A 23,188-nucleotide genomic window follows, 5' to 3' on the forward strand; every position below is an offset into this window, starting at 1 on the left:
CATGTAAAAAAGCCAACGCGTTTTAAGGCGTTGGCTTTTTTTCGGCTTGGTTCCGACTTGTAGAGCCGGCAACCGCGTTATTTGTTCGGCTGCGGCGTGAGGCGCAGATACGGGCGCACTGCCTTGTATCCCTTCGGGAACTTGCGCTTGATTTCCTCTTCGTCCTTCAGCGACGGCACGATCACCACGTCGTCGCCCTGCTTCCAGTTGCCGGGCGTAGCCACCTGATGGCTGTCCGTCAGTTGCAGTGAATCGATCACGCGCAGGATTTCATCGAAATTGCGACCCGTGCTCGCAGGATACGTGATCGTCAAACGCACCTTCTTCTGCGGATCGATGACAAACAACGACCGCACCGTCAGCGTGGCATTTGCGTTCGGGTGAATCATGTCGTACAGCTCGGACACTTTCCGGTCGCCATCGGCGAGGATCGGGAAACCGACGTTGGCCGCCTGTGTTTCGTTAATGTCCTTGATCCACTCCTTGTGCGATTCCACGTTATCCACCGACAACGCGATCGCCTTCACATTGCGTTTTTCAAACTCGCCGGCTAGCTTTGCTGTCAGGCCAAGTTCGGTCGTGCAAACCGGCGTGAAGTCGGCCGGATGCGAAAACAGCACGCCCCAGCCATTGCCCAGCCAATCGTGAAACTTGATGCGGCCGACGCTGGAGTCCTGTTCAAAGTCGGGCGCGGTATCGCCAAGACGCAAGCTCATGGTGTATCTCCTGAAGTGGTAGACCGCGATTCTTGTCTTCGCGGCAACGTCTGCAAACCTGCGTTAGCCGGACCGCTCGTTAAATGAAAAGAGGCGATCCGAACGAAAAATTAAAGCATACGTTACTCGACCTGCACAACGAACGAACATTCCGTCAGATCGTCATGCAGTTTTGTAATTTTTCGAGGCATTGCGGAAACCTGGACGGGAGGGTCATCGCAAATTTTTCGTTGCTGAAGGATTCGATCTTCTGCTGAGACAGGCCGGAATGGTTGCCCCAAGGCGTTCATGGTCGACGTTTGCATGCATCGGGAACAAAAACTGCAAGCCATAAGTTTCGGGGCCGGATGGACGCTGGTCACCCACCGCTTCTTTGGTACGATTGGCGTAGCCTCACCCGTTTGGAGCCATCAATGTCAGAAATCAATAAGGAGCGATTCATGTCGGATATCAAAACCGTTCTCGCAGACGCCGAAGACCTGTTGAAGCAGGCCGCGAGTGCAACTGGCGAGCGTGCATCCGAGCTGCGCGAGACCGCTCTGACCCGCTTGAAGCAAGCGAAGGAAAAGGCCGCGGATGCACAGGTTGTGGTGATCGAAAAAGGCAAGAAGGCCGCACGTGCAACTGACGACTTCGTGCACGAACGCCCGTGGGCATCTATTGGGATCGCCGGGGGAATTGGTGTGGTCATCGGCTTGCTGATCAATCGCCGTTAATCGGTTTAATTGCCGTTTTATCGGGGGTTCACCGTTATGCCGGCTCGCCGCGTAGCTAGCTTTTAGCTGCTCACGCGAGCGAACCCGGCCCGAAGATTGCCTTACGAGCCAGGAGCAGCCGCAGGTTTGCGCCAGCGACTCGCTCGACAGACCGGCTGGATGCTTATTAGTCCGCCCGGATATTTTTGCGCCCAAAATAACGCGCTCTTCGCGCTCAAGCCATGACGACAGAAAGGCAATATCAGCACGATACGCAAGGGCCGTTGCGCCGCATTGTCACTTCCGTGTTTTCTATCTTCGAGACTCGGCTGGAGTTGATCGGCATTGAACTCTCGGAAGAGAAGGAACGGCTGCTCGGCGTCCTTTTCCTCGGCCTCGCCGCGATGATGCTCACCATGATGGCGCTCATCACGCTGACGGTACTCATTGCAATTGCGTTCTGGGACACCTACCGGTGGCAATCGCTCGCGGCAATCACCGCCGTGTACGTACTGGTCGCTATTGCATGCGCAATGCGCGCGCGCGCCGGACTGAGCAACGCGCCGAACGTATTCGAAAGCACCCTTGCCGAATTCAAGAAGGACCGCGACACGTTTAACTGATGTGCAATGCGCACGTAGCCGCGCTGCATGTCCGGTACCGTACTAATCGATGACTTTCCACGAGCCAGCCACGCCATGAGTCAAACCGACGACACCTTCAAAGCTCAAAAGCGAGCAAACGCGCACAAGCTGAGCACGCCCCACATGCGCGCGCTGCGCAAGGAACTGCTGATCGCGCGGGCCGACGTCGAGCGCATGGAACTGGCGCAGGCTAGCGCCGATCTGCGCCACAAGGTCAAGCATTTCAGCGTGCTGAACATGATCATGCCCGGGCGCGGCAAGCGTGGGCGCAATTCCGGCGTCGGCGGGTTCATGAACCGCATGACCGGCGGCGCGGGTGGCGGCAGACTGAGTGGCCTTGGCAGCCTGTTCAATGCCGGCAATCTGAGTCTGTTGCTGAAGCAGTATCCCGTGGTCGGCTCGCTCGCGTCGCTGATACTGGCGAAACCCGTGCGTACTCGGCTTCTTGCAAGCGCGAAGCCGCTGCTCAAATGGGGTGGCCTGGGACTCGTCGGGTGGGAGGCGTACCGGGTATGGCAACAGATGAAGTCCACTCCGGCCGCCACCGCGCCGGTCGATCCGGTCGTCCATCCGGACGCCTGATGCTCTCGCTTGTGTTTGGTTGAGCAGCGTCATTTGCCGCTCCAGCACGCCGCCACTTTGGGCGGCGTGAGTTTTTCTAAAGCACGATTCGACTTCACGCCAGTGGCGTCAAGTGCGAAGATGCCATAAGCATCGTTGGTGACTGAGACCGGTTCGGCTTCAATTGAATAGCCACCGTTCATCTCGGATTCAGCGAGTATCCGCAAGACGTAGATCGGTGCGCCTGTGGTGGGCGTCTGGTCGAAACCCGCCGGCAGTTTAAGCGCGGTGTCGCTACCGGACAGGGTTCGCGCGCTCTCCATGTATTGCGCAGCCCGATAAATCGCGGCAACCGCATCCAGGCGATGTCCCTTCAACACCTGCTGCTGATAAACCGGCATCGCAAACACGGCGATGATCGCCGCCACGCCGAGCGTGATCATGAGTTCGAGCAGGCTGAATCCGCTGGATGTATGTGCAGTCGTATTCACGGGAAACTCGTCTGAAAAGGTTTTGCGACCATGCGCCGCCAGTGCGCAACCTCACCGTTTTCGGTGATTTCGACCTGTTGTTGAAACCACGCAATCGATACCGCAGTCTCACGCATCATCACTGACCACTCGGTGCGAGCAAGCCACATCTGCGCACCGATGATTCCAAGCGCCGTCACTGCACACAGCGAGAGCGCAATCAACACTTCAATCAGCGAATCGCCTCGATCAAACCTGCTCGCGAAGGTCATCATGCGGTTGCTCCGCATGCGCCTTGCGTGAGACGTGCGCGTCCGCCGGCGGCGATGCGGATGCATCGGCGTCCACGTGCACCGAGCGACGCCAATGCGACATCGCGCGCGCTGAAATCAAAACTGCGAAACCCGCCGATGATCTGCCCGGAAGGCGGCGTGAACGAAAGCTCCCTCCCGGCTCCAGCCACGGCAACGCCAGCCAAGGCCGGCTGCATGCGCATCAGCACGCGCCCGCCGTCGCGCTCGGAAAACAACGCCCAGCCGCATGCCCAATCATTCAGTCCGCCGTCGCAGGGCTTCCCGGACAGGAGGCACGCACGCGCGGCGTCGATCCGGCACAAGGTCACGCGTGCGCCGCGCCGGATTGCTTCAGAGCGCGCCAAGGTGAGCGTGGACAACATGGCGCGCGCTCGGGCATCGACTTGATCGCGCTTATGCCACATGACAAACGATGGCGCCGAAAAATGTCGCGATGACCGCAATCACCGCAAGCACGACGGCGAGTTCAGTCAACGTGAAACCAGGTGAACATCGGAAACTCATCTGTATCCCTTATCGATTGAACCGGACCAGCGATCAATCTAAAGAGATTTTTCCGCGGCCGCCATTAGCCGATTGGCCGAGTATCGGACGTGCAAAAGCCTCGACATACTGTCGAAACGATTACCGGTTTTAAGCGAGGAGGAGAAATGCAGAAACGCTCAGCGTTTGCGGGGAGTGGTCTTGCGCGGAGCCGCGCGGCGGAACTCTTCGAGCACGTCTTCAAATTCGGACACGTCTTCAAAACGCTTGTAGACCGAAGCAAAACGCACGTAGGCAATGGTGTCCAACTGGCGCAACTCGTTCATGACAAGCTCGCCCAGGCGGTCGCTGCGAACTTCGCGTTCACCGCTGCCCAGCAATTGATATTCGATGCGCGCAACGGCGGCATCGATAGCGTCGGCCGCAACCGGCCGCTTGCGCAGCGCCAGTTGCATGCTCGCCACGATTTTCGCGCGGTCGAACTCGGTACGGCTGCCGTCTTTTTTAACGACGGACGGCAACGCGAGTTCCACGCGTTCATATGTAGTGAAACGCTTGTCGCAGGCGGGGCAGCGCCGCCGCCGGCGAATCGCCGCCCCATCTTCCGAGACACGCGAATCGGCCACTTGCGTGTCTTCGTGACGGCAGAAGGGGCAGCGCATGGCTTAGCCGTACACCGGAAATTGCTTGGTCAACGCAGCGACCTTCACGCGCACGCGCTCAAGGTTCGCTTCGTCTTCCGGCGCATCCAGCACATCGGCAATCAGATTGCCGACCTGCTCAGCCTCGGCCACGCCGAAACCGCGCGTGGTCATGGCCGGCGAGCCGAGACGCACGCCGCTGGTCACGAACGGCTTTTCCGGATCGTTCGGAATGGCATTCTTGTTGACCGTGATGTGCGCCTTGCCGAGCGCGGCTTCCGCTGCCTTGCCGGTGATGTGCTTGGCGCGCAGATCGACCAGCATCACGTGGCTTTCCGTGCGTCCCGAGACGATCCGCAAACCACGCTTAACCAGCGTTTCAGCCAGCACTCGCGCGTTATCCACGACTTGCTGCTGATACGTCTTGAATTCCGGCGACAGCGCTTCCTTGAACGCAACGGCCTTGCCGGCAATCACGTGCATCAGCGGACCGCCTTGAATGCCCGGGAAGATGGCCGAGTTAATCTGCTTCTCGTACTCGGCCTTCATCAGGATCACGCCGCCGCGCGGGCCGCGCAGGCTCTTGTGCGTCGTGGTCGTGACGAAATCAGCGAACGGCACGGGATTCGGATATACGCCTGCTGCAATCAGACCCGCGTAGTGCGCCATGTCGACCATGAAATAGGCGCCGACGCTTTTCGCAATCTTCGACAAACGCTCGAAGTCGATCTTCAGCGCGAACGCCGACGCGCCCGCGACGATCAGCTTCGGCTTATGTTCCTTGGCGAGCTCTTCGGTCTTGTCGTAGTCGATGTCTTCAGCTTCGTTCAGGCCGTAGCTGACTACGTTGAACCACTTGCCCGACATGTTCACGGGGGAGCCGTGCGTCAGGTGACCGCCTTCGGCGAGGCTCATGCCCATGATGGTGTCGCCGGGTTTCAGCATGGCGAAGAACACACCCTGGTTGGCCTGCGAACCGGAATTCGGCTGCACGTTCGCCGCTTCGGCGCCGAACAGTTGCTTCACACGATCGATTGCCAGTTGCTCGACCACGTCGACATACTCGCAGCCACCGTAGTAACGCTTGCCCGGATAACCTTCGGCGTACTTGTTCGTCAGTTGCGAACCTTGCGCGGCCATGACGGCCGGGCTCGTGTAATTTTCCGAGGCGATCAGCTCGATGTGATCTTCCTGACGAGTATTTTCCTTCTCGATCGCGGCAAACAGTTCCGGATCGACTTGGGCGATGGTGCTCTTGGCTCTATCAAACATACGTTTTCCGTTGAATGGGTGTCAGTTGACCGGATCGCGCGTGCGCAACATATCTGCGCCGCAAGAGCGCGAAGCACGATGGGTCCAGGCGAGGCGGAAGAAAGACGCTCCGTTGACGCGAGACGGACAGCCACCGGCAACGCAACACATGCGTGCGGATCTCGGCTGCCCAGGCGAACGGCAAAACGACACCCTGCGCTTCCCGGTGGGTTATTCCACCTTGGACCCGAAGATCCTTGTCGCCAGTTACGCAGGGCTGGAGCGCCCTAGTTTAATGGCGCGTCCGGGATTAGGCAACAGCCGCTAAACACTTGAAATTGCTCGGTTCTGAAAGGCCTGTCGTTCACGAAAGCGCCATTCGCGGATGGTCGGGCACCAAAATTGCCACAGGCGCCCAGCCGGCAATGGCTCGCCCGAACAAATGGAGATTCTGGTTGACAACTTGCCGCGCCGCATCATTGGAAGTACGCTGTCCGGCTTTCCCGCGCGCGCTCGGGCGCGCGCGACCTCGGCATCTCCGCAACCTGACAATGGGAATCCGCACATGATCGTATTTGTCACTGGCGCTTCCGCCGGCTTCGGCGCCGCCATCGCCCGTACGTTTGTAAAAGGCGGCCATCGCGTCATTGCCACGGCGCGCCGCAAAGACCGGCTCCTGGAATTGTCGAAGGAGCTCGGCGACGCCCTTTTGCCCGTTGAACTCGATGTTCGCGACGACGCCGCAATCAAGTCCGTCATAGCCGGTTTGCCGGCCGAATTCGCCGACATCGACGTGCTCGTGAACAACGCCGGACTGGCGCTCGGCCTGGAACCGGCGCAGCGCGCGAGCCTCGACGACTGGAACAACATGATCGATACGAACTGTAAAGGTCTCGTCACGGTCACCCACGCTTTGCTGCCCGGCATGGTCGAGCGCAATCGCGGTCACGTGTTCAACCTGAGTTCGGTCGCGGCGACCTACCCGTATGCCGGCGGCAATGTTTATGGCGCGACGAAGGCGTTCGTACGCCAGTTCAGCCTGAACCTGCGCGCGGACCTGGCCAGCACGGCATTGCGTGTGACGGATATCGAGCCGGGATTGTGCGGCGGGACCGAATTCTCGAACGTGCGCTTCAAGGGCGACGACACGAAAGCGGCCAACGTCTATAAAGATGTGCAGCCGCTGACGGCCGAGGACATCGCCGACGCCATCTACTGGATCGCGACGCTGCCCGCTCACGTGAACATCAATGCCATTGAAATGATGCCGGTCGCGCAATCGTTCGGCGGGTTGAGTATTCATCGCGGCTGAATCGGCACGCCTTCCGGGCAACGACCTTGATGAAATTAATCCTAAGTTGTTGCCTGGAAACAGCAAATTACAGCGCGTTTCGGCGGCCGGTTTACAGCTTCCGGTAAAATGCGTGGATGAATATGTCAACCAGCGAGCATCAACCGGCGACCGGCCCTTTGACTTTCGACTGGCCGCTGCGGGTCTATTACGAAGACACCGACGCCGGCGGCATCGTCTTCTACGCGAACTACCTGAAGTTCTTCGAACGGGCGCGCACCGAGTGGCTGCGCGCGTGCGGTATCGATCAACGCAAGCTGTCGGAGTCGGATGGCGTATTGTTCGTCGTCAAGCGGACGGCAGTGGAATATTCGGCGCCCGCGCGTCTCGACGATGTTCTCCATGTGGTGAGCAGGATCGACCGTCTCGGGCGGGCCTCGGTGGATTTTCACCAGGAAGCGTGGCGCGACGGCGTGTTGCTGGCGTCTGGCGAGATCCGGGTCGCATCGGTCAGCCTCGCGTCGATTCGTCCGGTGGGAATTCCTGGATCAGTGCTGGCCGGATTGCGCCGCGGTCCGCACGTAGAATGCGCGTCAACCGTGCCGACACCAATATCGTTTAAATAACCTTGTTCAGAAAAATCCTATGTAGACAAAGCATCTTTGGCTTCATCAAGACCTGAACTGAATAGAGCCTGCGGGACTTCACGCACGCAAGCACAGCAGCACCGAGCGCCCTCCGGCGACAACGTTGTCTTACCCGGAAGCAACTCGGACGCCCCCTTTGGGACGTAACAGCGGACATTTATGAACACTACACAAGACCTGTCGATCGTTTCCCTCGTCATTCATGCCAGCCTGTTGGCGCAGGCCGTCATGGCGCTGTTGCTGATTCTGTCGTTGTTGTCCTGGACGTACATCATTCGTAAATGGTTCGCCATCCGGCGCGCCCGCGCTCAGACCGAGCGCTTCGAACGCGATTTCTGGTCGGGCGGCGACCTGCAGGCGCTGTATCAGAGCGCGGCGAACAACCGTCACACCATCGGCGCACTGGAGCGGATTTTCGAGTCCGGCATGCGTGAATTCCTGAAAGGCAAAGAGCGCCGCATGAACGATCCGGCCGCGATTCTCGACGGCTCGCGCCGCGCAATGCGCGCCGCTTTCCAACGTGAAATGGACGGGCTGGAAGTCAATCTCGCGTTCCTTGCATCGGTCGGTTCGGTCAGCCCGTATATTGGTTTGTTCGGCACGGTCTGGGGCATCATGAACTCCTTCCGCGGCCTCGCGAACGTCCAGCAGGCAACGCTTGCCAACGTCGCGCCGGGCATTGCCGAAGCGCTCGTCGCAACCGCAATCGGTCTCTTTGCCGCCATCCCTGCCGTGGTCGCCTACAACCGCTACGCACACGATATCGACCGCCTCGCGATCCGCTTCGAAACGTTTATCGAAGAGTTCTCGAACATCTTGCAGCGTCAGGCTCACTAAGGAGTTCAGAATGGCCGGAGGTCCAATGCGTTCCAGCATGCGCGGCAGTTCACGGCGCGCCATGTCCGACATCAACGTCGTCCCGTATATCGACGTGATGCTCGTGCTGCTTGTCATTTTCATGGTGACCGCCCCGCTCGTCTCGCCGTCCATCATCAACCTGCCGACGGTCGGCAACGCCGCGCCGCAGGAGCAGACGCCGCCAGTCGTGGTCAACATCAAGGCCGACGGCAGCATGAACGTACGCTACAAGGAAGACGGCGGTGCTGCGCAACAGCAGAACATGACGAAGTCGGAACTCAATGACTTCGTGCTGAACCGGCAGGAATCGCATCCGGACCAGCCGGTCGTGATCGCCGCCGACAAGACCGTGAAATACGAAATCGTCATGAACGTGATGTCCGATATGAAGGCGCGCGGCGTCAAACGAGTCGGATTGTTAGTCAAATCGCAATGATGAATCGGCAGCCCAGCGGGAACCCTGGCGCGCGGATCAGCGCGCGCCCCATCCGTCCGCCGCGTGAACGCGGCACATGGAAGGCGTTCGCGCTCGCCGCGCTGATGCACGTGCTGCTTGGCATCCTGCTGTATCACGGCGTGAACTGGCAGAACAACACGCCGGCCGGCGCGGAAGCCGAGTTGTGGACGGATATTCCGGATTTGTCGGCGCCCACGCCGCGTATCGCTCCGCCTCCCGCGCCGCCGGTCAAGGTGCAGCCGGCGCCGCCGCCGGCGAAGGACGAGGAAGCCGACATCGCGCTGCAGGAAAAAAAGCGCAAGCAGGAAGCAGCGGCGCGCGCCGCGCAACTCGTCGAGCAACAGCGCGCCCAGCAGCAGGCCGAGCAGGAAGCTGAAGCCAAGCGCCAGCAGCTTGCGGCCCAACAAGCGGCGCAGCAGGCCGCCGCGGCGGCGAAAACCGCTCAGGAAAAGCAAAAACTGGCCGATAAGCAGAAGCAACTCGCCCAGCAGAAGCTCGATCAGCAGAAAGCGGCGCAGCAGGCCAAGGAAAAGCAGGCCGAGGCTGACAAGGCCGACCAGCAGAAGGAACAAGCCGACGCCAAGGCGAAGGCACAAGCAGACGCCAAGGCCCAAGCCGAAAAGGCACGGGCTGAGGCGAAGGCAAAAGCCAAGGCTCAGGCCGACGCGCAAGCGAAGGCCAAGCTCGACAAGGAACGCAGTGCGCGGCTCGCGGCGCTGCAGGGCCAGGCGGGCGGCGGCACGAGTTCGAGCGGCGACGGCCTGGCCAAGAGCGGCACGGGCAGCGGCGCGGGCGGGACGGCGACATCGGCGGGATATGCTGAGAAGGTGCAGCGCCGCGTGCGTCCGAATATCGTGTGGGCCGGGGAGACGGCGGGACTGGAGACCGTGGTCGCGGTGCGTTGTTCGCCGACCGGAACGTTGTTATCGGCGACGATTCGCCGTTCGAGCGGCAACGAGCAATGGGACGAAGCGGCGCTGCGAGCGGTTCAGCGCTCGGACCCCATGCCCGTCGATACCAACGGTCAGGCGCCCTCCGCCTTTACGATCACCCTGCGCCCGGCGGGCGGTTGATCGGACTTGGGCTGCGCGGCCCACTATTTTTGTGATGCTGGCGTCCATCGTGTGAAGATTGGGAACGAATTGTGCGATTGGCGGTCTGTTGTGCAGCCGTCAATAGTTTAAATATTGCTTTTTTGGAATCAGATACATGAGTTTGATGACGAAGCTTGGCCTTAAAACGCTTGTTGCCTCCTGCCTGATCGCGGTGGGAACGTCCGCCGCGCAGGCGCAACTCAACGTGCTCGTGACTGGCGTGGGTTCGACTCAGTTTCCTATCGCCACCGCTACTTTCGCCAACGAAGCGAATTCGCCGCAGCAGGTCAGCGCGATCATTCGCCAGGATTTGCAGCGCAGCGGCAAGTTCACGAATGTCGATGCGGGCGGCACGCCAGTGTCGGAAACGGATTCCGTCGACCTTGGCAGCTGGAAAGCCAAGGGCGCAGACGCCTTCGTGTCGGGCAGCGTGACCAAGCTGCCGAACGGCCAGTTCGAAGTGCGCTTTCGGCTGTATGACACCGTCAAGCAGGAAAGCCTTGGCGGCCTCTCGCTCGTCAGCCCGGAAAGCGGCTTGCGCATGAGCGCGCACAAGGTTGCCGACTACATCTACGCGAAGTTGCTGGGCGGGCGCGGCGTGTTCGCAACGCGGCTTTCTTACGTGATCAAGACCGGCGGCCGTTATCAATTGCAGATTTCCGACTCTGACGGCCAGGACGCACGCATTGCGCTCTCCAGCCCCGAGCCGATCATCTCGCCGGCCTGGTCGCCTGACGGCACCAAGGTGGCGTATGTTTCGTTCGAAAAGAAAAAGCCCGTTGTCTACATTCACGATTTGCCGACAGGCAAACGCGTTATCGTATCGAATCAGAAGGGCAATAACAGTGCACCGGCATGGTCGCCGGACGGCCGCAAGCTCGCGGTCGCCCTGTCCCAGACCGGCAACACGCAGATTTTCCAGGTGAACGCAGACGGCAGCGGTTTGCGCCGCCTGACGACAGGCAGCTCGATTGACACCGAGCCGGCTTACTCTCCCGATGGCAATTCGATTTACTTCACGAGCGACCGAGGCGGCGCGCCCCAGATTTACAAGATGTCGGCGAGCGGCGAAAGCGCCGGCACTGCACAGCGCGTCACATTCACGGGCAGCTACAACACCAGCCCGCGTGTGAGCCCGGACGGCAAGCAAGTCGCGTACATTTCGCGCGTTGGCGGCGGTTTCAAGCTGTATCTGCTGGACCTTGCGTCCGGTACGGCAACGGGACTGACCGACACCACGCATGACGAATCGCCCAGCTTCGCGGCGAATGGTCAGTACATCCTCTACGCCACCCAGGTGAACGGGCGTGGCGTGTTGGCAGCCGTGTCGACCGATGGTCGTACGCGGCAAGTCTTGTCGCTTCAGGGGGGCAGCGTACGCGAGCCGTCCTGGGGTCCGTTCATGCAGTAAACCTAATGCAATAACTCAAGCAGCAACACACAAGGAGAGTAACCATGATGTCTAAAATTCGTATCGGCTTTGCAGTGGCGATGGTCGGTGCATTGGCCGCATGTCATTCAGGCGTCAAGCTGGATGAAGGTGCAAACAAAGGCGCGATCGGCACGCAACCCGACGCGAACGCAGTTCAACAGGTCAACGTCGATCCGCTGAACGATCCGAACAGCCCGTTGGCGAAGCGCAGCATTTACTTCGACTTCGACAGCTACGCAGTTCGTGACGACTACCAGCCGCTGCTGCAGCAACACGCACAGTATCTGAAGAGCCATCCGGATCGCCACGTCCTGATCCAGGGCAACACCGACGAACGCGGCACGAGCGAGTACAACCTGGCACTGGGCCAGAAGCGTGCTGAAGCTGTGCGCCGTGCAATGTCGCTGCTGGGTGTGGCCGACACGCAAATGGAAGCCGTGAGTCTGGGCAAGGAAAAGCCGCAGGCTACCGGTCATGACGAATCGTCGTGGGCGCAAAATCGCCGCGCTGATCTCGCTTATCAACAGTAATAGAACCAGTCACGGGTGATTCGCCGTATGTTGTATCGCTTCCCTTCGCTGCGCGTGGTCGCAGTTGCTTGTTTGCTGGGCTCGGCCGTGGTCGGCGGATCGGCGCATGCAGCATTGTTCGACGACAATGAAGCCCGCAAGGCCGTGCTCGATTTGCGCACGAAAACGGACGGTCTTTCGAGCCAGTTGTCTTCGGCTCAGCGCACTATCCTCGATCAGCAGAACCGTCTCGACCAGTTGAATCAGCAGGTCGCGACGCTTCGTGGCCAGAACGAGGATCTGGCCAACCAGCTGACCACGTTGCAGAAGCAGCAGAAAGACTACTACGCCGACCTCGATGGGCGGTTGAAGAAGCTCGAGCCGCAGCAGCAGACGGTGGATGGCGTGCAGGGTACGGTGCAGCCCGGCGAGACTGATTCGTTCAATGCGGCATCGACGCAGTTTCGCAACGGTGACTTCAAAAATGCGGCGGCGTCGTTCAAGACGTTCGTGGCGAAGTATCCGCAAAGTCCGTATCAGCCGACCGCGCAGTATTGGCTGGGCAACGCGCAGTATGCGTTGCGCGATTACAAGGCATCGACCGCTACCTGGCAGAATCTGGTGAAGAACTTTCCGACGCATCCGCGGGCGCCCGACGCGCTGCTCGCAATCGCGAACAACCAGATCGAGCAGGGTCAGAAACCCGCTGCAAAGAAGACGCTGGAACAAATCATCTCGCAGTATGGTGGAACCGAAGCCGCGCAGTCGGCTGAAAGCAAGATGTCGCAAGTGAAGTAAGCGTCAGGGTCGTCTGGCATTTGTTTTCGACCCCGATTCGCGCCTCTCATGAGAAAGCCCGTAGCGTCATGCTACGGGCTTTTTCTTTGGGTTTTGCGTGTCTTTTCTGCCTCTTTTGTCTGTTTCATCGTGCGATGGATTTTTACGCGCCGTTGACAACTAGTGCTCGCTGTGACTATAATTCCGGCTCTTTGGGTCGTTAGCTCAGCTGGTAGAGCAGCGGACTTTTAATCCGTTGGTCACAGGTTCGAATCCCGTACGGCCTACCAAAGACAAGAAGGGCTCAGCGAAAGCTGAGCCCTTCTTCATTGCCGGCCAGGGCTCAAAGGCGGCTCAATGCACCTTACTCGCTACCGCCACCCACTGATCAAACTGCGGTTTATTCGCGGCCAGCCATTCATCGGCGAGTTTGTTGATCAAGGGTGATGAACCACCGTTCTTGCTGATCGCGTATTCCCATCCCGACCACGTCTTGCCCGGGAATTTGATCTGCTCGATCAACGTCTTCACCGCCGGGTTCGCGGCGATAAACTCCTTGTTGCCCACCGATCCCCAGTTCCACGACGACATTGCCATGCGGCACGGATTCGCCCCGCCCGCGCACCCTTCGACGCCGTTCACTAGCGCCGATGCCTTGTTCGGCACGTTCGGCGGCAGCGCATCGCTTGGGGTCGGCAGCCAGACTACGTCCTTGCCCGGAACCAGCGCGTTTGTGGTCCATGACGGATTCCACGCGTAGAAGAATGCCGGCTTGCCGTCCTTGATGCGCGTGACGGCATCGACCATCAAGGCTTCGTATTTGCCACGCACCGCGTGTACCGTCTGCTTCAGTCCGAATTTGTCGATCTGGTAGTCGACCACGTCGCCGCAACTCCAGCCCGGATCGCAACTGATGAGTTCCGCCTTGCCGTCGCTGCCGAACAGCCCGGCGATCTTCGGGTCCTTCATCTGTTCCAGGCTCGTGATGTTGTGGGCGACCGCGGTCTTTTTATCGATGAGGTAACCGTTGATTCCGCCACCCACGATCATTCCCCCGCCCACGATCTCCGCCTGCTTTTCCACGGCCTTGAAGCCGGGTTCACGCTGGGGAAAATTGACATCGGTGGCAAGATCGACGTCGCCTTGCGCCGCGGCCTGGAAGAACAGCGTGGTGTTCATCGTGCTGAGTTTGACGTCGTAGCCAAGCGCTTTCATCGCTTTCATCACGATCTGGGCCGCGACGTAATTGCCGCCGAGGCTATCGCTTTGCGCGTAGCGAATGGTCTTGCCGTCGCCCGGCAGCGTATCGGCAAATGCACCGACGCTCGCCGATGTCAAACCCACTACCGCCGCGACTGCGAGTGCCCTTCCTGCCCATGCAAATGGTCTCATCAATTTTCCTCTATCGTGATCGTTCGATCATCCGGCTCTGCGCCGGATGCGCCTGGGTTTTGCCTGATTCTTTTCCGACGTCAAAATTCACAACGCTTTCTTGGCTTGAGCGTTCCTTGGCACTCGCTCGCCACGGACAAACCGCATCAGAACCGGCAGCAGCGCGCTGCGTGTGCCGCCCTTCGATTGCGCCAGTTTCTGCGTGATGCGGTCGAGCATCATCGCGAGCAACACGATCGCGATACCGCCAATCGCAGCCTGTCCGACATCGAGCCGGCCAAGCCCTTGCAACACGACGAGCCCCAGGCCTTCGGCGCCGATCATCGCGATCACGACGGACATGACCATTGCAGTGAGCACGGTCTGGTTGAGCCCGCCGAGGATGGTCGGGATCGCCAGCGGCAATTGCACTTCCCACAAAAGCTGCCGACGGTCGGCGCCAAACGCGAGACCTGCTTCCACAATTTCATGTTCGACCATGCGAATGCCGAGATGCGTGAAGCGGATCAACGGCGGCATCGCGGTCGTCACGACAGCGACTTCGCCCGGCACCGTGCCAACGCCGAACAGCATCACCACGGGCACGAGATACACGAACGTCGGCGTGGTCTGCATGATGTCGAGCACGGGCCGCACGATGCGCCACACGCGGTCGCTACGCGCGCACCAAATGCCGATGGGTATGCCGATCAACGCGCAGAACACAATGGCCGTCGCGATCAGCGAGAGCGTGGTGATGGCTTGCGCCCACACGCCCATCGCCGCAATGAGGACCAGCCCCAGCACGCTGAAAATCGCCACGCCCATGCTCGCGAGACGCCACGCGAGGAGGAACATCAGCACGAGCATCAGCGGGAACGGGATGGCGTGAAGCACGGTGTCGTTGAAGGTCAGCAAGCGCTCGACGGGCCACTTGATGAGGAGAAACATGGGCCGCAGGTTCTGCGCGACCCATTGGACGCCGTGCTGGATCCAATCGCCGATCGGCAGCACCGCGAGATCGTCGGCTTTAAACATGACGTGCTCCCATGGCGCCTGCAGCGCCGATTCGGGCAAGGATCTGCCCTGCTTCCAGACGGCCAATCAGGCGGCCGGTGTCATCGATCACGCCGATAGGGCCGCCGTTCATATCGTGTTGGTAACTGCCGGCGACATCGACGAGCTTGGTGTGCGCGGGCACGCACGTGAAGCGCGTGTCGGGCCGGGGCATGGTGCCGCCGCCGCGCGCCTGTTCCATTTCGGATGCGGTCACGGTGCCGAGGATGCGTTCGTCGGCGTCGAGCATGAAGCCCGGGCCCGGTAGGCCGGTGGCGTCGCCCATGAGGATGCCGTTCGGGCCGCGCAAGATTGCAGAGAGCGACGTCATCACCGAACCTGCATCGAACAATCTGCCGCGATCGACTTCGCGCGTGAATGCGGCGACGTAATCGCTGCCCGGTTCGAGCACGATGGATTGCGGCGTGCCTTCGCGGACCATCTTGCCCTCCGACATGATCGCGATGCGCGTGCCGAGTTTCAGCGCTTCCTGGAAATCGTGCGTGATGAACAGGATGGTCTTGTTCAACGTGCGCTGAAGGCGCAGCAACTCGTCCTGCATCTCGGTGCGGATCAGCGGATCGAGCGCGCTGAACGCTTCGTCCATGATGAGGACATCGGCATCGGTCGCAAGCGCGCGTGCGAGACCCACACGTTGACGCATGCCGCCGCTGAGTTCATGCGGCATGTGATAAGCCCAGCGTGTGAGGCCGACCACGTTCAGCACTTCTTCCGCGCGCTTGCGGCGCTCGGCGGCGGACATGCCGCGCAGCTTCAATCCGAACTCGACGTTTTCGATCACACGGCGATTCGGCAGCAGCGCGAAATGCTGGAAGACCATCGATATCCGCTTGCGGCGAACATCGCGAAGACCGGCTTCGTCGAGCGTGCAAATGTCCTGGTCATCGAGCAGGATCTTGCCCGCGCTCGGTTCGTTCAGGCGATTGATACAACGCGCGAGCGTCGACTTGCCCGAGCCGGACAAGCCCATGATCATGTACATTGCGCCGGACGGAATGGAGAGCGAAACGTCGTCGAGCCCGACCACGTGACCCAGCGTTTCCTGCACTTCGAACTTGCTCTTGCCGGCCTTGAGCATTGCCAGCGCTTTATCGGGCTTGTCCGTGAACACCTTGTACAAGTGCTCGATCTTCAAGCGCTCAGTCATAGCATCTTCTCCTCTGAAGAGCCGGCGGAAACGGGCAGATGCCGCAACGGTGAAAAGTCGGTCGGCACGAGAATCCTGTTTTCCGCCTGCTCGATGTTCTCTGACAGCCTCGGCAGGAATTCCTGCCATCTCGGGTCGCTGGCGAGTCGCTGACGGCGGCGTGCACGGTCGTTGAGATCGGAATAGGCCCACATGTGAATGACCTGGCTGAGCGGTCCTATATCGGTGGTGAAGTAGCCGATCAAGTTGCCCAGGATGGGCTGCTGGATCGCGAGGCCTTCATCACGCACGAGCTGCAGGTATCGGCCCATGCGGCCGTTCCTGATCCGGTAGATTCGCTCTTCGATAATCATTGCCGCGCCTCCCGATCATCGCTCGCCAGAAAACGGCGCATCAGTGCGGCAACCACCTCTGGTGCTTCGATCAGGATCGAATGACGCAAGCCAGGCAGGATTTCAAGCTGCGAATTGGGAATGCGCTGATGCATGTACTGCGCCATTCGCGGGTTCGAACCCTGGTCCTCTTCGCCAGTCGCGATCAATGTAGGCACGCTGATCTGATCGATGAAACCGCCGAAATCCGTCTGCGCCAAAACACGGTAAGCCGCGGCATAACAATCGGGATCGTTCTCGGCGTTACGCTGCCGCAAGCGTGCGACGAGCTCGGGGTTCCGCTGCTGGAAGCCTTCGGTGAGCCAGCGCGAAAGCGAGGCGTCGTAATGCGAACCACGGTCGCCGGATTGCAGCGCAGCAAGACGCGCCGCGACGCGCTCACGCTCTTCCGGCGTGCGTCCAGAAACGGTCGACAGCAGCACGAGTTTCTTTAGGCGCTCGGGATGCGTGAGCGCCATGCGCTGCGCAATCAGGCCACCGAGCGAGAAACCCGCGAGATCGAATTGATCGAAGCCGACGTGATCGGCGAGCGCGAGGACATCGCCCACGAAGTCATCGATTTCATAACGCCCTTTCACCAGCGTCGAACGTCCATGCCCGCGCAGATCGAGCGTGAGGATGCGGAACGTGTCCCGCAGCCTGGCAACGATACCTTCCCACGCTTCAAGGTTCGAACCCACGCCGTGGATGCAGACCAACGCACGCAAACCCTCGCCTTCGAGCCGGTAATTCAGCGCGATGCCGCGGCCATCGAACGTTGTTGAAACACTCGCGTCGGCCATGGTTCAGGCTCCCGCCGCCGCAACCGCGATCGTCGGCTCGCGTTGCAATTCGCGCTGACGTTCGCGTGCAGCAAAATGCGGCATGACTTCATCAATGAAAAGACGCAGCGTCTTCTTCTGAAGCTCGAAAGGCAGATTGAACGAGAGGCCGAGACAGAACTGGTCGACGCCCTGATCTTCGTAAATCTGCAACTTGCGAATCACTTCTTCGGGCGTGCCGAACATCAGGTTGTCGCGAATATTCGCCGGATCGTAGTTCGCGCGGTTCGCCACCGTCTCGTAGGGCACGGGCTCGGGGAAACCATCGGTGACGGTGCCAATGTTTTGCATCAGGTTCTCGAACGTGCGGCCGAAATCCACGCTATGGCGCACAGCGGTTTGCCAGTCATCAGGCCGATCGTAGACGCATGTGCGCCGCAACATCATGAAACGCGGACGCGGACGTTCGGGGTGGTCGGCGACCGCCTTGCGGAATTTCTCGCCGAGCACGGCGACTTCCGCGGGCGGCGCGGACAACGGGGTCGACAAGATGTTCGCGCCAACGCTAACAGCCCAGTCGAAGCTGCCCGGATCGCGCGTCGCGACCCAGATTGGCGGATGCGGTTGTTGCAGTGGCTTCGGCACCGATGTCGCCAGCGGGAATTTCCAGTAGTGACCATCGTGTGCGTAGTCGCCGGCCCAGAGCTTCTGCACGGCCGGCACGATCTCCTTCAGATAAGCCACGCCCTCCTGCTGCGGAATGCCGCCCGCCATGCGATCGAATTCATACTGATACGCACCGCGCGCAATCCCGAACTCGAGCCGGCCGCCGGTCAGGTGATCGCACATCGCGGCTTCGCCGGCAAGGCGGATTGGCGACCAGTAAGGCGCGACCAGCGTCGCCGTGCCGAGCCGGATGCGCTGCGTGTGCTGCGACAACCATGTGAGGATCGAAAACGGATTCGGTGAGATCGTGCATTCAATGGTGTGATGCTCGGCGGTCCAGAGCGTCTCGAAGCCGCCTTCATCGGCGATACGGGCAAGCGTCAGCATGTTGGACATGGCCGTGGACATGGAGTCTTCCGGCGAAAAACGCTCCATGCTCAGTGAGATGGCAAATTTCATGATGGGTCTCTTTTGGAATTTTTTGAGGCTCAGCGGCGCGCGCTTAGCGCAGGCGGATCACGAACGGGTCTTGCATCGCGCCCGAGTAATCGATCACCACGTTCTTCACGCGCGAGAATTCGCGCATTACTTCGAAGCCGCCGCGACGTCCGTAACCGCTGCGCTTCGTGCCGCCATTAGCTGACATGTACGCGGCCGACCGATACGTATTGATCCAGACCGTACCCGCTTCAATGTCACGCGCAAAGCGCAACGCACGGTCGATGTCCTGCGTCCAGATGCCGGAGGCGAGGCCGTATTCGGTATCGTTGGCGAGCGCGATGAGCTCTTCTTCTGTGTTGAACGGAACCACGCCCACGACTGGCCCGAAGATCTCTTCCTGCATGAAGCGCATTTCGTTGCGCGCTTGCGTCATGACGGTCGGCTCGAAATACCATCCCTTCGATAACGCCGAGTCCTTCGGCTTGCGTCCGCCGACCGCGATCTTCGCGCCCTCATGCACGCCGGACGCAACGTAACCTTCGACCTTGTCGAGCTGGCTGGCGAGCGCTAGGGGACCGATGTCGGTATCGTCGGCCATGGGGTGGCCTACTTTTACGCGACGCGTGCGCTCGACCAGTGCATCCACGAAGCGTTCGTAGATCGGCGCCTCGACAAAGCACCGCGAACCCGCCACGCATGTCTGCCCAGCCGCCGCAAATACGCCCGACACGACGCCGTTCACCGCGCGCTCGACATCCACGTCCGAGAACACCACATGTGGCGACTTGCCCCCGAGTTCCATCTGGCACGGCACCAGGTTCTGCGCCGCATTGCCCGCGATCTTGCGGCCGGTCATCGTGCTGCCCGTGAACACGAACTTCGCGACGCCCGGGTGACGCGTGAGCGCGTCGCCGGTAGTGACGCCATCGCCGGTCACGACGTTGAACACGCCCGGCGGAATGCCCGCTTCGATCGCAAGTTCGGCCAGCGCCAGTGTCGATGCTGTCGCGTGTTCCGAAGGCTTCACGACCACCGTGTTGCCGATCGCGAGACACGGCGCGAGCGTGCCCGTGAGCATCATCAGCGGCGAGTTCCAGGGGATGATCATGCCGACCACACCTATCGGTTCACGCAAGTTGAAGTTGAGCGTGTCGAGCTTGTTGACGGGAATCGTGTCGCCTTGCAGCTTGTCGGCCATGCCGGCGAAGTACTGATATGAATCAGGGATCGCCCGCATCTGCGCGCGCATTTCCTTGATCAGCTTGCCGTTGTCGCGGCATTCGATCAGCGCGAGTTCATCGGCGTTGGCGAGCACGAGTTCGGCAAGACGGCGCACGAGCTTGCCGCGATCGGTTTGCGTGATGCGGCGCCAAGCCGGGTTCTTCAATGCGGCTTGCGCAGAGCGCACGGCGGCATCCACATCGTCGGCATTGGCTTGCGCGAATTGATACCAGGGCTCGGCGGTGGTCGGATCGTAGCTCGACACGTAGTGGCCGCTGCGTGGCGCCACGAACTCGCCGTGGATGAACAGGTCTTGCCTGGACCCCTGCAAACTTTCGACTGTCGTTTTCATCTGTACCTGGTCCTAGTTCAGAGTTGCGGTTGCTGCAGCCGTGGCTGCGCGGCGCTGACCATCGCAATGCGGCCGCCGTCGTGTGAATCCATGTAGATGCCGAACCGGCCGCCGGCGCTTTCATGCACATAGCGCTTCAACATGCCGCGAATTTCGGGCGTCGGAATGTCGTCGTAGGGAAGCTGGTCGAGCGGGATGAAGCTGAAGTTCTCGGGGATCTCACAGGCCGCGCGCGGCAATGCCAGGCGTGCGCGATAGATCAAATAGCCAGAGTCGCTGCCGGCGGCATCGAAGACGGAATAGAGAAAGGTATCGTCGGGAAGGAGTTCAAGATCGCCGCCGCCCGATATCGGCAAACGGCCATTCACCAGCCGATGCGGCGCGTTCGGCAACGTCCAGCCGTTCTTGCCGTCCTTCGCGAGCAGCAACGATCCTTCTGCTTCGATCAGATAACCCACGATCATGTTGTGTGACGAAAGCCAGCCCGGCGGCAACGGGTTCTTTACTTGCGCATAGCGGCCACGGCAAAAGCCGAGCGGCGCTGTAGGGCTCGTGCCGAACGCCTGGACGCGGCCAATGAGTATCGTGTGATCGCCCGCATCCACGCGGTCGTGCACCGTGCAATCGAACCACGTCAAACAATCGGACAAGACCGGCGCGCCGGTATGCACGCCGTCATGGCTGACGGCCGCGAACTTGTCGGCGGATTTGGAGGCGAAGAGATTCGATACATCCGTCTGCGCTTCGTGCAGCAGATTGACAGCAAAGTGGTCGGTCTCCTGGAAGACCGGTGCGCTCGATGCACTCTTTCCTACGCATACGAGGAGAAGCGGAGGGTCCAGCGAAACAGAGGTGAACGAGTTCGCCGTCATGCCACGCGGGCGTCCATCGGAATCGCGCGTGGTGATGACCGTCACGCCTGTCACGAAGGTGCCGAACGCCCGGCGCAAGGCCACGGGATCGACGGCGACGGGTTTATCTGAGACTTCGGCTTGCATGTACTTCACCTCGAACGTCGTTACGTTGAGGTACAAGTTAAGGCATGCAAAAAAAGGATTCTTCCGCTGGATCGAAGGACGATCGCAGTTAATTACCCTCGCATTCGGGGGATCGATTCGTGACGCGCAGCGGAGGCATTGCTGTTGTCGATCAGGCTGTGCAATTGCAGCGCAAGCTCGATCGAAAATCGCTGTTCAGGCGTCTCCACCCCGATGCCGAAGAGGTCCGATATACGCGACATGCGGTACCGGAGGGTGGTGACGTGAAGGCCCATGGCGTCGGCGCAATGCTGGCTGCGGCAGCCCGCGCGCACGTAGGCCGCGAGCGTTTCGAGGTAGGCCGTGTTGTGCTTTTTATCGTGCTCGATGACGCGGCCAATCGCGCCATCGATAAAACTCCGTACGTCCGACGAATCCGCTGCGCCCATCAGCATGGGCAGCGGCCCGAAGTCGGGCACGGTCATCGCGCCGCGCCGGCCGAAGGTGCGCGCGACGCGGATCATGCGCCAGCAGCGCTCCCATTCCTTCGCGAGCGCTTCGAGCCCTTCGCATGTATCGCCGAGCACGACAATCGGTTCGCTGCCGACCGATCGCGCCAGCGTCTCCGCTATGCGATGCGCAAGCCGCGTCACGCGTTCGAGCTCCACGCCCTCCTCGTGCGGCACGAGGCACACGAGCGCGCCGCCCACCGTCACGATATGCACGGCGATATGTTGCTGCGCAGCGAGCAGCGCGACAGCGCGATGTCCATCGACGGAAAGATCCGCCGATGCATTTGTCCGGTCCGGAAAATCGATCACGAGCATACGCATGGGCGCAGCCAGCGAAAGGCCGAGACGGCGTGCGCGGCGCAGCATGTCCTGTTCATCGCGCCATCGGCGTTCGACGATCTCGAAGAACAGTTCGGTGAGCGTACGGGTCTCGAAGCGAAAGCGAATGACGCTGCGCATCAATTGCACGCTCAGCGCGAACTTCGCGCTTTCGATAAGCAACTTCTGCAGGTCGTTCGAACTGGATTGATCGAAGGTGAGCAAAGCGCCGACGGCTTCGTCGTCGACCATCAGGGGTTCGATGCGGGCATCGAGCGAGAGCTTGTCACTCAGGCGCAGCGTGATGGTTTCGGCGCGCCGCGTGGTCACGGCATCGCGGACTTCTGCGAGCATCTGGCGGCCCGACGCGCCTTCGAGCAGCGTGGTCCAGGCTGCGTCGTCATGAACGGTGGGCACCGGTGACGCCGACGCAAGCAAGCTGCTCGCGAAAAAATCGAGCACGAGAACCGGCGCGCTGAGCAGGTCGCCGAGCATGGCGGTAAGCGTTTCGATCGACCCGCCCGCCAGCACTTCCTGCAGCAGCGATCCCTGCGCGCCGAGCACGCGCCGCAATTGTTCGGCTGCAGCCAACTGCGCGCGATGCCGGTGCGCACGCTCGATCGCAATCGCCCCGAGATGCACGATGATCGACATGAACGCGAGGTCATCGGGCGATACATCGACCACTTTGCGGGATGAAACCGCAAGCACCATCGGACGACCTTCCGCATCGACGCTTGCCATTGGATAGATCATCACGGTGCAGTAACCGCGTTCGAGCGCCTCGCGTCTGTAACCGGGGAACTCGGTGGATTCGCGTGCGTCTCGGATGTAGACCGGCTCGAAGCGCTGCAATGCGACGAGCGCGGGACTGGTCGCAAGTTCCCATCGATCCCCCGATGGACTGCGCAGCATGACGTTCGCCTCGAAGCGCGCGGTGACAAGCGCGTAACCGTGCGCCAGGTCCAGCGTCATGATCGAGCCGAGGTCCCATGAACCGTGCCGGCAGGCTGCCTGGATGAGGTCGCGCAGGAGGGTATCGAGGTCGCCGTCGGAGTTGATTTGGCTCGCGACATCACGCAGCGACATGATCCGCGACAATTGATCTGGCAT

Annotated in this window: 27 protein-coding genes, 1 tRNA gene and 1 riboswitch; of the genes, 12 read left to right on the plus strand and 16 right to left on the minus strand. The window is 60.6% G+C overall.

Annotated elements, in window-relative coordinates:
- Nucleotides 1-77 precede the first annotated feature (77 nt).
- Nucleotides 78-716 carry a peroxiredoxin gene (locus AX768_RS12565; RefSeq protein ID WP_062000230.1) on the minus strand — a complete coding sequence of 213 codons (639 nt, stop codon included), beginning with the start codon at nucleotides 714-716 and terminating at the stop codon, nucleotides 78-80.
- Nucleotides 717-1,129: 413 nt separating this feature from the next.
- Here AX768_RS12565 and AX768_RS12570 point away from each other — a divergent pair, with 413 nt between their 5' ends.
- The 3 genes from AX768_RS12570 (at nucleotide 1,130) to AX768_RS12580 (ending at nucleotide 2,637) form a co-directional block, all read left to right on the plus strand.
- A complete protein-coding gene (locus AX768_RS12570; protein WP_056355014.1) occupies nucleotides 1,130-1,432 on the plus strand; it encodes a DUF883 family protein in 303 nt (100 codons plus the stop codon).
- A gap of 221 nt (nucleotides 1,433-1,653) precedes the next feature.
- Nucleotides 1,654-2,034 (plus strand): phage holin family protein, encoded by a 381-nt coding sequence (locus AX768_RS12575; protein ID WP_062000231.1) that lies wholly within the window; start codon nucleotides 1,654-1,656, stop codon nucleotides 2,032-2,034.
- A gap of 75 nt (nucleotides 2,035-2,109) precedes the next feature.
- A complete protein-coding gene (locus AX768_RS12580) occupies nucleotides 2,110-2,637 on the plus strand; it encodes a DUF3318 domain-containing protein (protein WP_062000232.1) in 528 nt (175 codons plus the stop codon).
- A 29-nt stretch (nucleotides 2,638-2,666) separates the two neighbouring features.
- Here the strand turns inward: AX768_RS12580 and AX768_RS12585 are convergent, their stop codons facing one another.
- The 6 genes from AX768_RS12585 to glyA all read right to left on the minus strand — a co-directional run bounded on the left by AX768_RS12585 (nucleotide 2,667) and on the right by glyA (nucleotide 5,796).
- Nucleotides 2,667-3,107: a type IV pilin protein gene (locus AX768_RS12585; RefSeq protein WP_231941272.1), complete on the minus strand. Its 441-nt coding sequence runs from the start codon at nucleotides 3,105-3,107 to the stop codon at nucleotides 2,667-2,669.
- A complete protein-coding gene (locus tag AX768_RS12590; protein WP_144021994.1) occupies nucleotides 3,104-3,361 on the minus strand; it encodes a type IV pilus modification PilV family protein in 258 nt (85 codons plus the stop codon). The genes AX768_RS12585 and AX768_RS12590 overlap by 4 nt, the downstream gene beginning before the upstream one ends.
- On the minus strand, nucleotides 3,358-3,762 hold the full coding sequence (locus AX768_RS12595) for a GspH/FimT family protein (protein WP_306299682.1): 405 nt from the start codon (nucleotides 3,760-3,762) through the stop codon (nucleotides 3,358-3,360). Before AX768_RS12595 ends, AX768_RS12590 begins: the two co-directional genes overlap by 4 nt.
- Nucleotides 3,763-3,793: 31 nt before the next feature.
- Nucleotides 3,794-3,904 (minus strand): prepilin-type N-terminal cleavage/methylation domain-containing protein, encoded by a 111-nt coding sequence (locus AX768_RS34265; protein WP_306299683.1) that lies wholly within the window; start codon nucleotides 3,902-3,904, stop codon nucleotides 3,794-3,796.
- A gap of 158 nt (nucleotides 3,905-4,062) precedes the next feature.
- The gene (gene nrdR, locus AX768_RS12600) at nucleotides 4,063-4,545 is read right to left on the minus strand and encodes a transcriptional regulator NrdR (protein ID WP_062000234.1); all 483 of its coding nucleotides are present in this window, start codon (nucleotides 4,543-4,545) and stop codon (nucleotides 4,063-4,065) included.
- A 3-nt stretch (nucleotides 4,546-4,548) separates the two neighbouring features.
- Nucleotides 4,549-5,796, minus strand: a complete 1,248-nt coding sequence (glyA, locus tag AX768_RS12605; protein ID WP_062000235.1) for a serine hydroxymethyltransferase — start codon at nucleotides 5,794-5,796, stop codon at nucleotides 4,549-4,551.
- Nucleotides 5,797-5,956: 160 nt separating this feature from the next.
- A riboswitch (ZMP/ZTP riboswitch) is annotated at nucleotides 5,957-6,056 on the minus strand.
- A gap of 284 nt (nucleotides 6,057-6,340) precedes the next feature.
- Here glyA and ydfG point away from each other — a divergent pair.
- The 9 genes from ydfG to AX768_RS12650 all read left to right on the plus strand — a co-directional run bounded on the left by ydfG (nucleotide 6,341) and on the right by AX768_RS12650 (nucleotide 13,130).
- Nucleotides 6,341-7,087 (plus strand): bifunctional NADP-dependent 3-hydroxy acid dehydrogenase/3-hydroxypropionate dehydrogenase YdfG, encoded by a 747-nt coding sequence (gene ydfG, locus AX768_RS12610; protein ID WP_062000976.1) that lies wholly within the window; start codon nucleotides 6,341-6,343, stop codon nucleotides 7,085-7,087.
- Nucleotides 7,088-7,209: 122 nt separating this feature from the next.
- A complete protein-coding gene (ybgC, locus tag AX768_RS12615) occupies nucleotides 7,210-7,692 on the plus strand; it encodes a tol-pal system-associated acyl-CoA thioesterase (RefSeq protein WP_231941386.1) in 483 nt (160 codons plus the stop codon).
- Between the two features lie 180 nt (nucleotides 7,693-7,872).
- Nucleotides 7,873-8,550 carry a protein TolQ gene (gene tolQ, locus AX768_RS12620; protein ID WP_056354982.1) on the plus strand — a complete coding sequence of 226 codons (678 nt, stop codon included), beginning with the start codon at nucleotides 7,873-7,875 and terminating at the stop codon, nucleotides 8,548-8,550.
- A gap of 10 nt (nucleotides 8,551-8,560) precedes the next feature.
- Nucleotides 8,561-9,007, plus strand: coding sequence for a protein TolR (gene tolR / locus AX768_RS12625; protein ID WP_062000237.1), 447 nt, complete (start codon nucleotides 8,561-8,563; stop codon nucleotides 9,005-9,007).
- Complete coding sequence (gene tolA / locus AX768_RS12630; RefSeq protein WP_062000977.1) at nucleotides 9,007-10,101, plus strand: cell envelope integrity protein TolA; 1,095 nt, start codon at nucleotides 9,007-9,009, stop codon at nucleotides 10,099-10,101. Before tolR ends, tolA begins: the two co-directional genes overlap by 1 nt.
- Before the next feature lie 136 nt (nucleotides 10,102-10,237).
- A complete protein-coding gene (gene tolB / locus AX768_RS12635; RefSeq protein WP_062000238.1) occupies nucleotides 10,238-11,533 on the plus strand; it encodes a Tol-Pal system beta propeller repeat protein TolB in 1,296 nt (431 codons plus the stop codon).
- Between the two features lie 44 nt (nucleotides 11,534-11,577).
- The gene (pal, locus tag AX768_RS12640; RefSeq protein ID WP_047845194.1) at nucleotides 11,578-12,084 is read left to right on the plus strand and encodes a peptidoglycan-associated lipoprotein Pal; all 507 of its coding nucleotides are present in this window, start codon (nucleotides 11,578-11,580) and stop codon (nucleotides 12,082-12,084) included.
- A 27-nt stretch (nucleotides 12,085-12,111) separates the two neighbouring features.
- The gene (ybgF, locus tag AX768_RS12645) at nucleotides 12,112-12,861 is read left to right on the plus strand and encodes a tol-pal system protein YbgF (protein ID WP_062000239.1); all 750 of its coding nucleotides are present in this window, start codon (nucleotides 12,112-12,114) and stop codon (nucleotides 12,859-12,861) included.
- A 193-nt stretch (nucleotides 12,862-13,054) separates the two neighbouring features.
- Nucleotides 13,055-13,130 (plus strand) — tRNA-Lys (locus AX768_RS12650).
- Between the two features lie 64 nt (nucleotides 13,131-13,194).
- Here the strand turns inward: AX768_RS12650 and proX are convergent.
- The 9 genes from proX to AX768_RS12695 all read right to left on the minus strand — a co-directional run bounded on the left by proX (nucleotide 13,195) and on the right by AX768_RS12695 (nucleotide 23,188).
- The gene (gene proX, locus AX768_RS12655) at nucleotides 13,195-14,232 is read right to left on the minus strand and encodes a glycine betaine/L-proline ABC transporter substrate-binding protein ProX (protein WP_062000240.1); all 1,038 of its coding nucleotides are present in this window, start codon (nucleotides 14,230-14,232) and stop codon (nucleotides 13,195-13,197) included.
- Nucleotides 14,233-14,319: 87 nt separating this feature from the next.
- On the minus strand, nucleotides 14,320-15,249 hold the full coding sequence (locus AX768_RS12660) for an ABC transporter permease (RefSeq protein WP_062000241.1): 930 nt from the start codon (nucleotides 15,247-15,249) through the stop codon (nucleotides 14,320-14,322).
- Complete coding sequence (locus tag AX768_RS12665) at nucleotides 15,242-16,435, minus strand: quaternary amine ABC transporter ATP-binding protein (protein WP_062000242.1); 1,194 nt, start codon at nucleotides 16,433-16,435, stop codon at nucleotides 15,242-15,244. The genes AX768_RS12660 and AX768_RS12665 overlap by 8 nt, the downstream gene beginning before the upstream one ends.
- Nucleotides 16,432-16,788: an NIPSNAP family protein gene (locus AX768_RS12670; protein ID WP_062000243.1), complete on the minus strand. Its 357-nt coding sequence runs from the start codon at nucleotides 16,786-16,788 to the stop codon at nucleotides 16,432-16,434. The genes AX768_RS12665 and AX768_RS12670 overlap by 4 nt, the downstream gene beginning before the upstream one ends.
- Nucleotides 16,785-17,609: an alpha/beta fold hydrolase gene (locus AX768_RS12675; protein WP_062000244.1), complete on the minus strand. Its 825-nt coding sequence runs from the start codon at nucleotides 17,607-17,609 to the stop codon at nucleotides 16,785-16,787. The genes AX768_RS12670 and AX768_RS12675 overlap by 4 nt, the downstream gene beginning before the upstream one ends.
- 3 nt (nucleotides 17,610-17,612) lie before the next feature.
- The gene (locus tag AX768_RS12680) at nucleotides 17,613-18,713 is read right to left on the minus strand and encodes an LLM class flavin-dependent oxidoreductase (protein WP_062000245.1); all 1,101 of its coding nucleotides are present in this window, start codon (nucleotides 18,711-18,713) and stop codon (nucleotides 17,613-17,615) included.
- A 43-nt stretch (nucleotides 18,714-18,756) separates the two neighbouring features.
- Nucleotides 18,757-20,268, minus strand: a complete 1,512-nt coding sequence (locus AX768_RS12685; RefSeq protein WP_062000246.1) for an aldehyde dehydrogenase — start codon at nucleotides 20,266-20,268, stop codon at nucleotides 18,757-18,759.
- A 17-nt stretch (nucleotides 20,269-20,285) separates the two neighbouring features.
- Complete coding sequence (locus AX768_RS12690; RefSeq protein ID WP_062000978.1) at nucleotides 20,286-21,266, minus strand: flavin reductase family protein; 981 nt, start codon at nucleotides 21,264-21,266, stop codon at nucleotides 20,286-20,288.
- A 92-nt stretch (nucleotides 21,267-21,358) separates the two neighbouring features.
- The gene (locus AX768_RS12695) at nucleotides 21,359-23,188 is read right to left on the minus strand and encodes a helix-turn-helix domain-containing protein (RefSeq protein ID WP_062000247.1); all 1,830 of its coding nucleotides are present in this window, start codon (nucleotides 23,186-23,188) and stop codon (nucleotides 21,359-21,361) included.

Source organism: Burkholderia sp. PAMC 28687 (assembly GCF_001577465.1).
GTDB lineage: Bacteria > Pseudomonadota > Gammaproteobacteria > Burkholderiales > Burkholderiaceae > Caballeronia.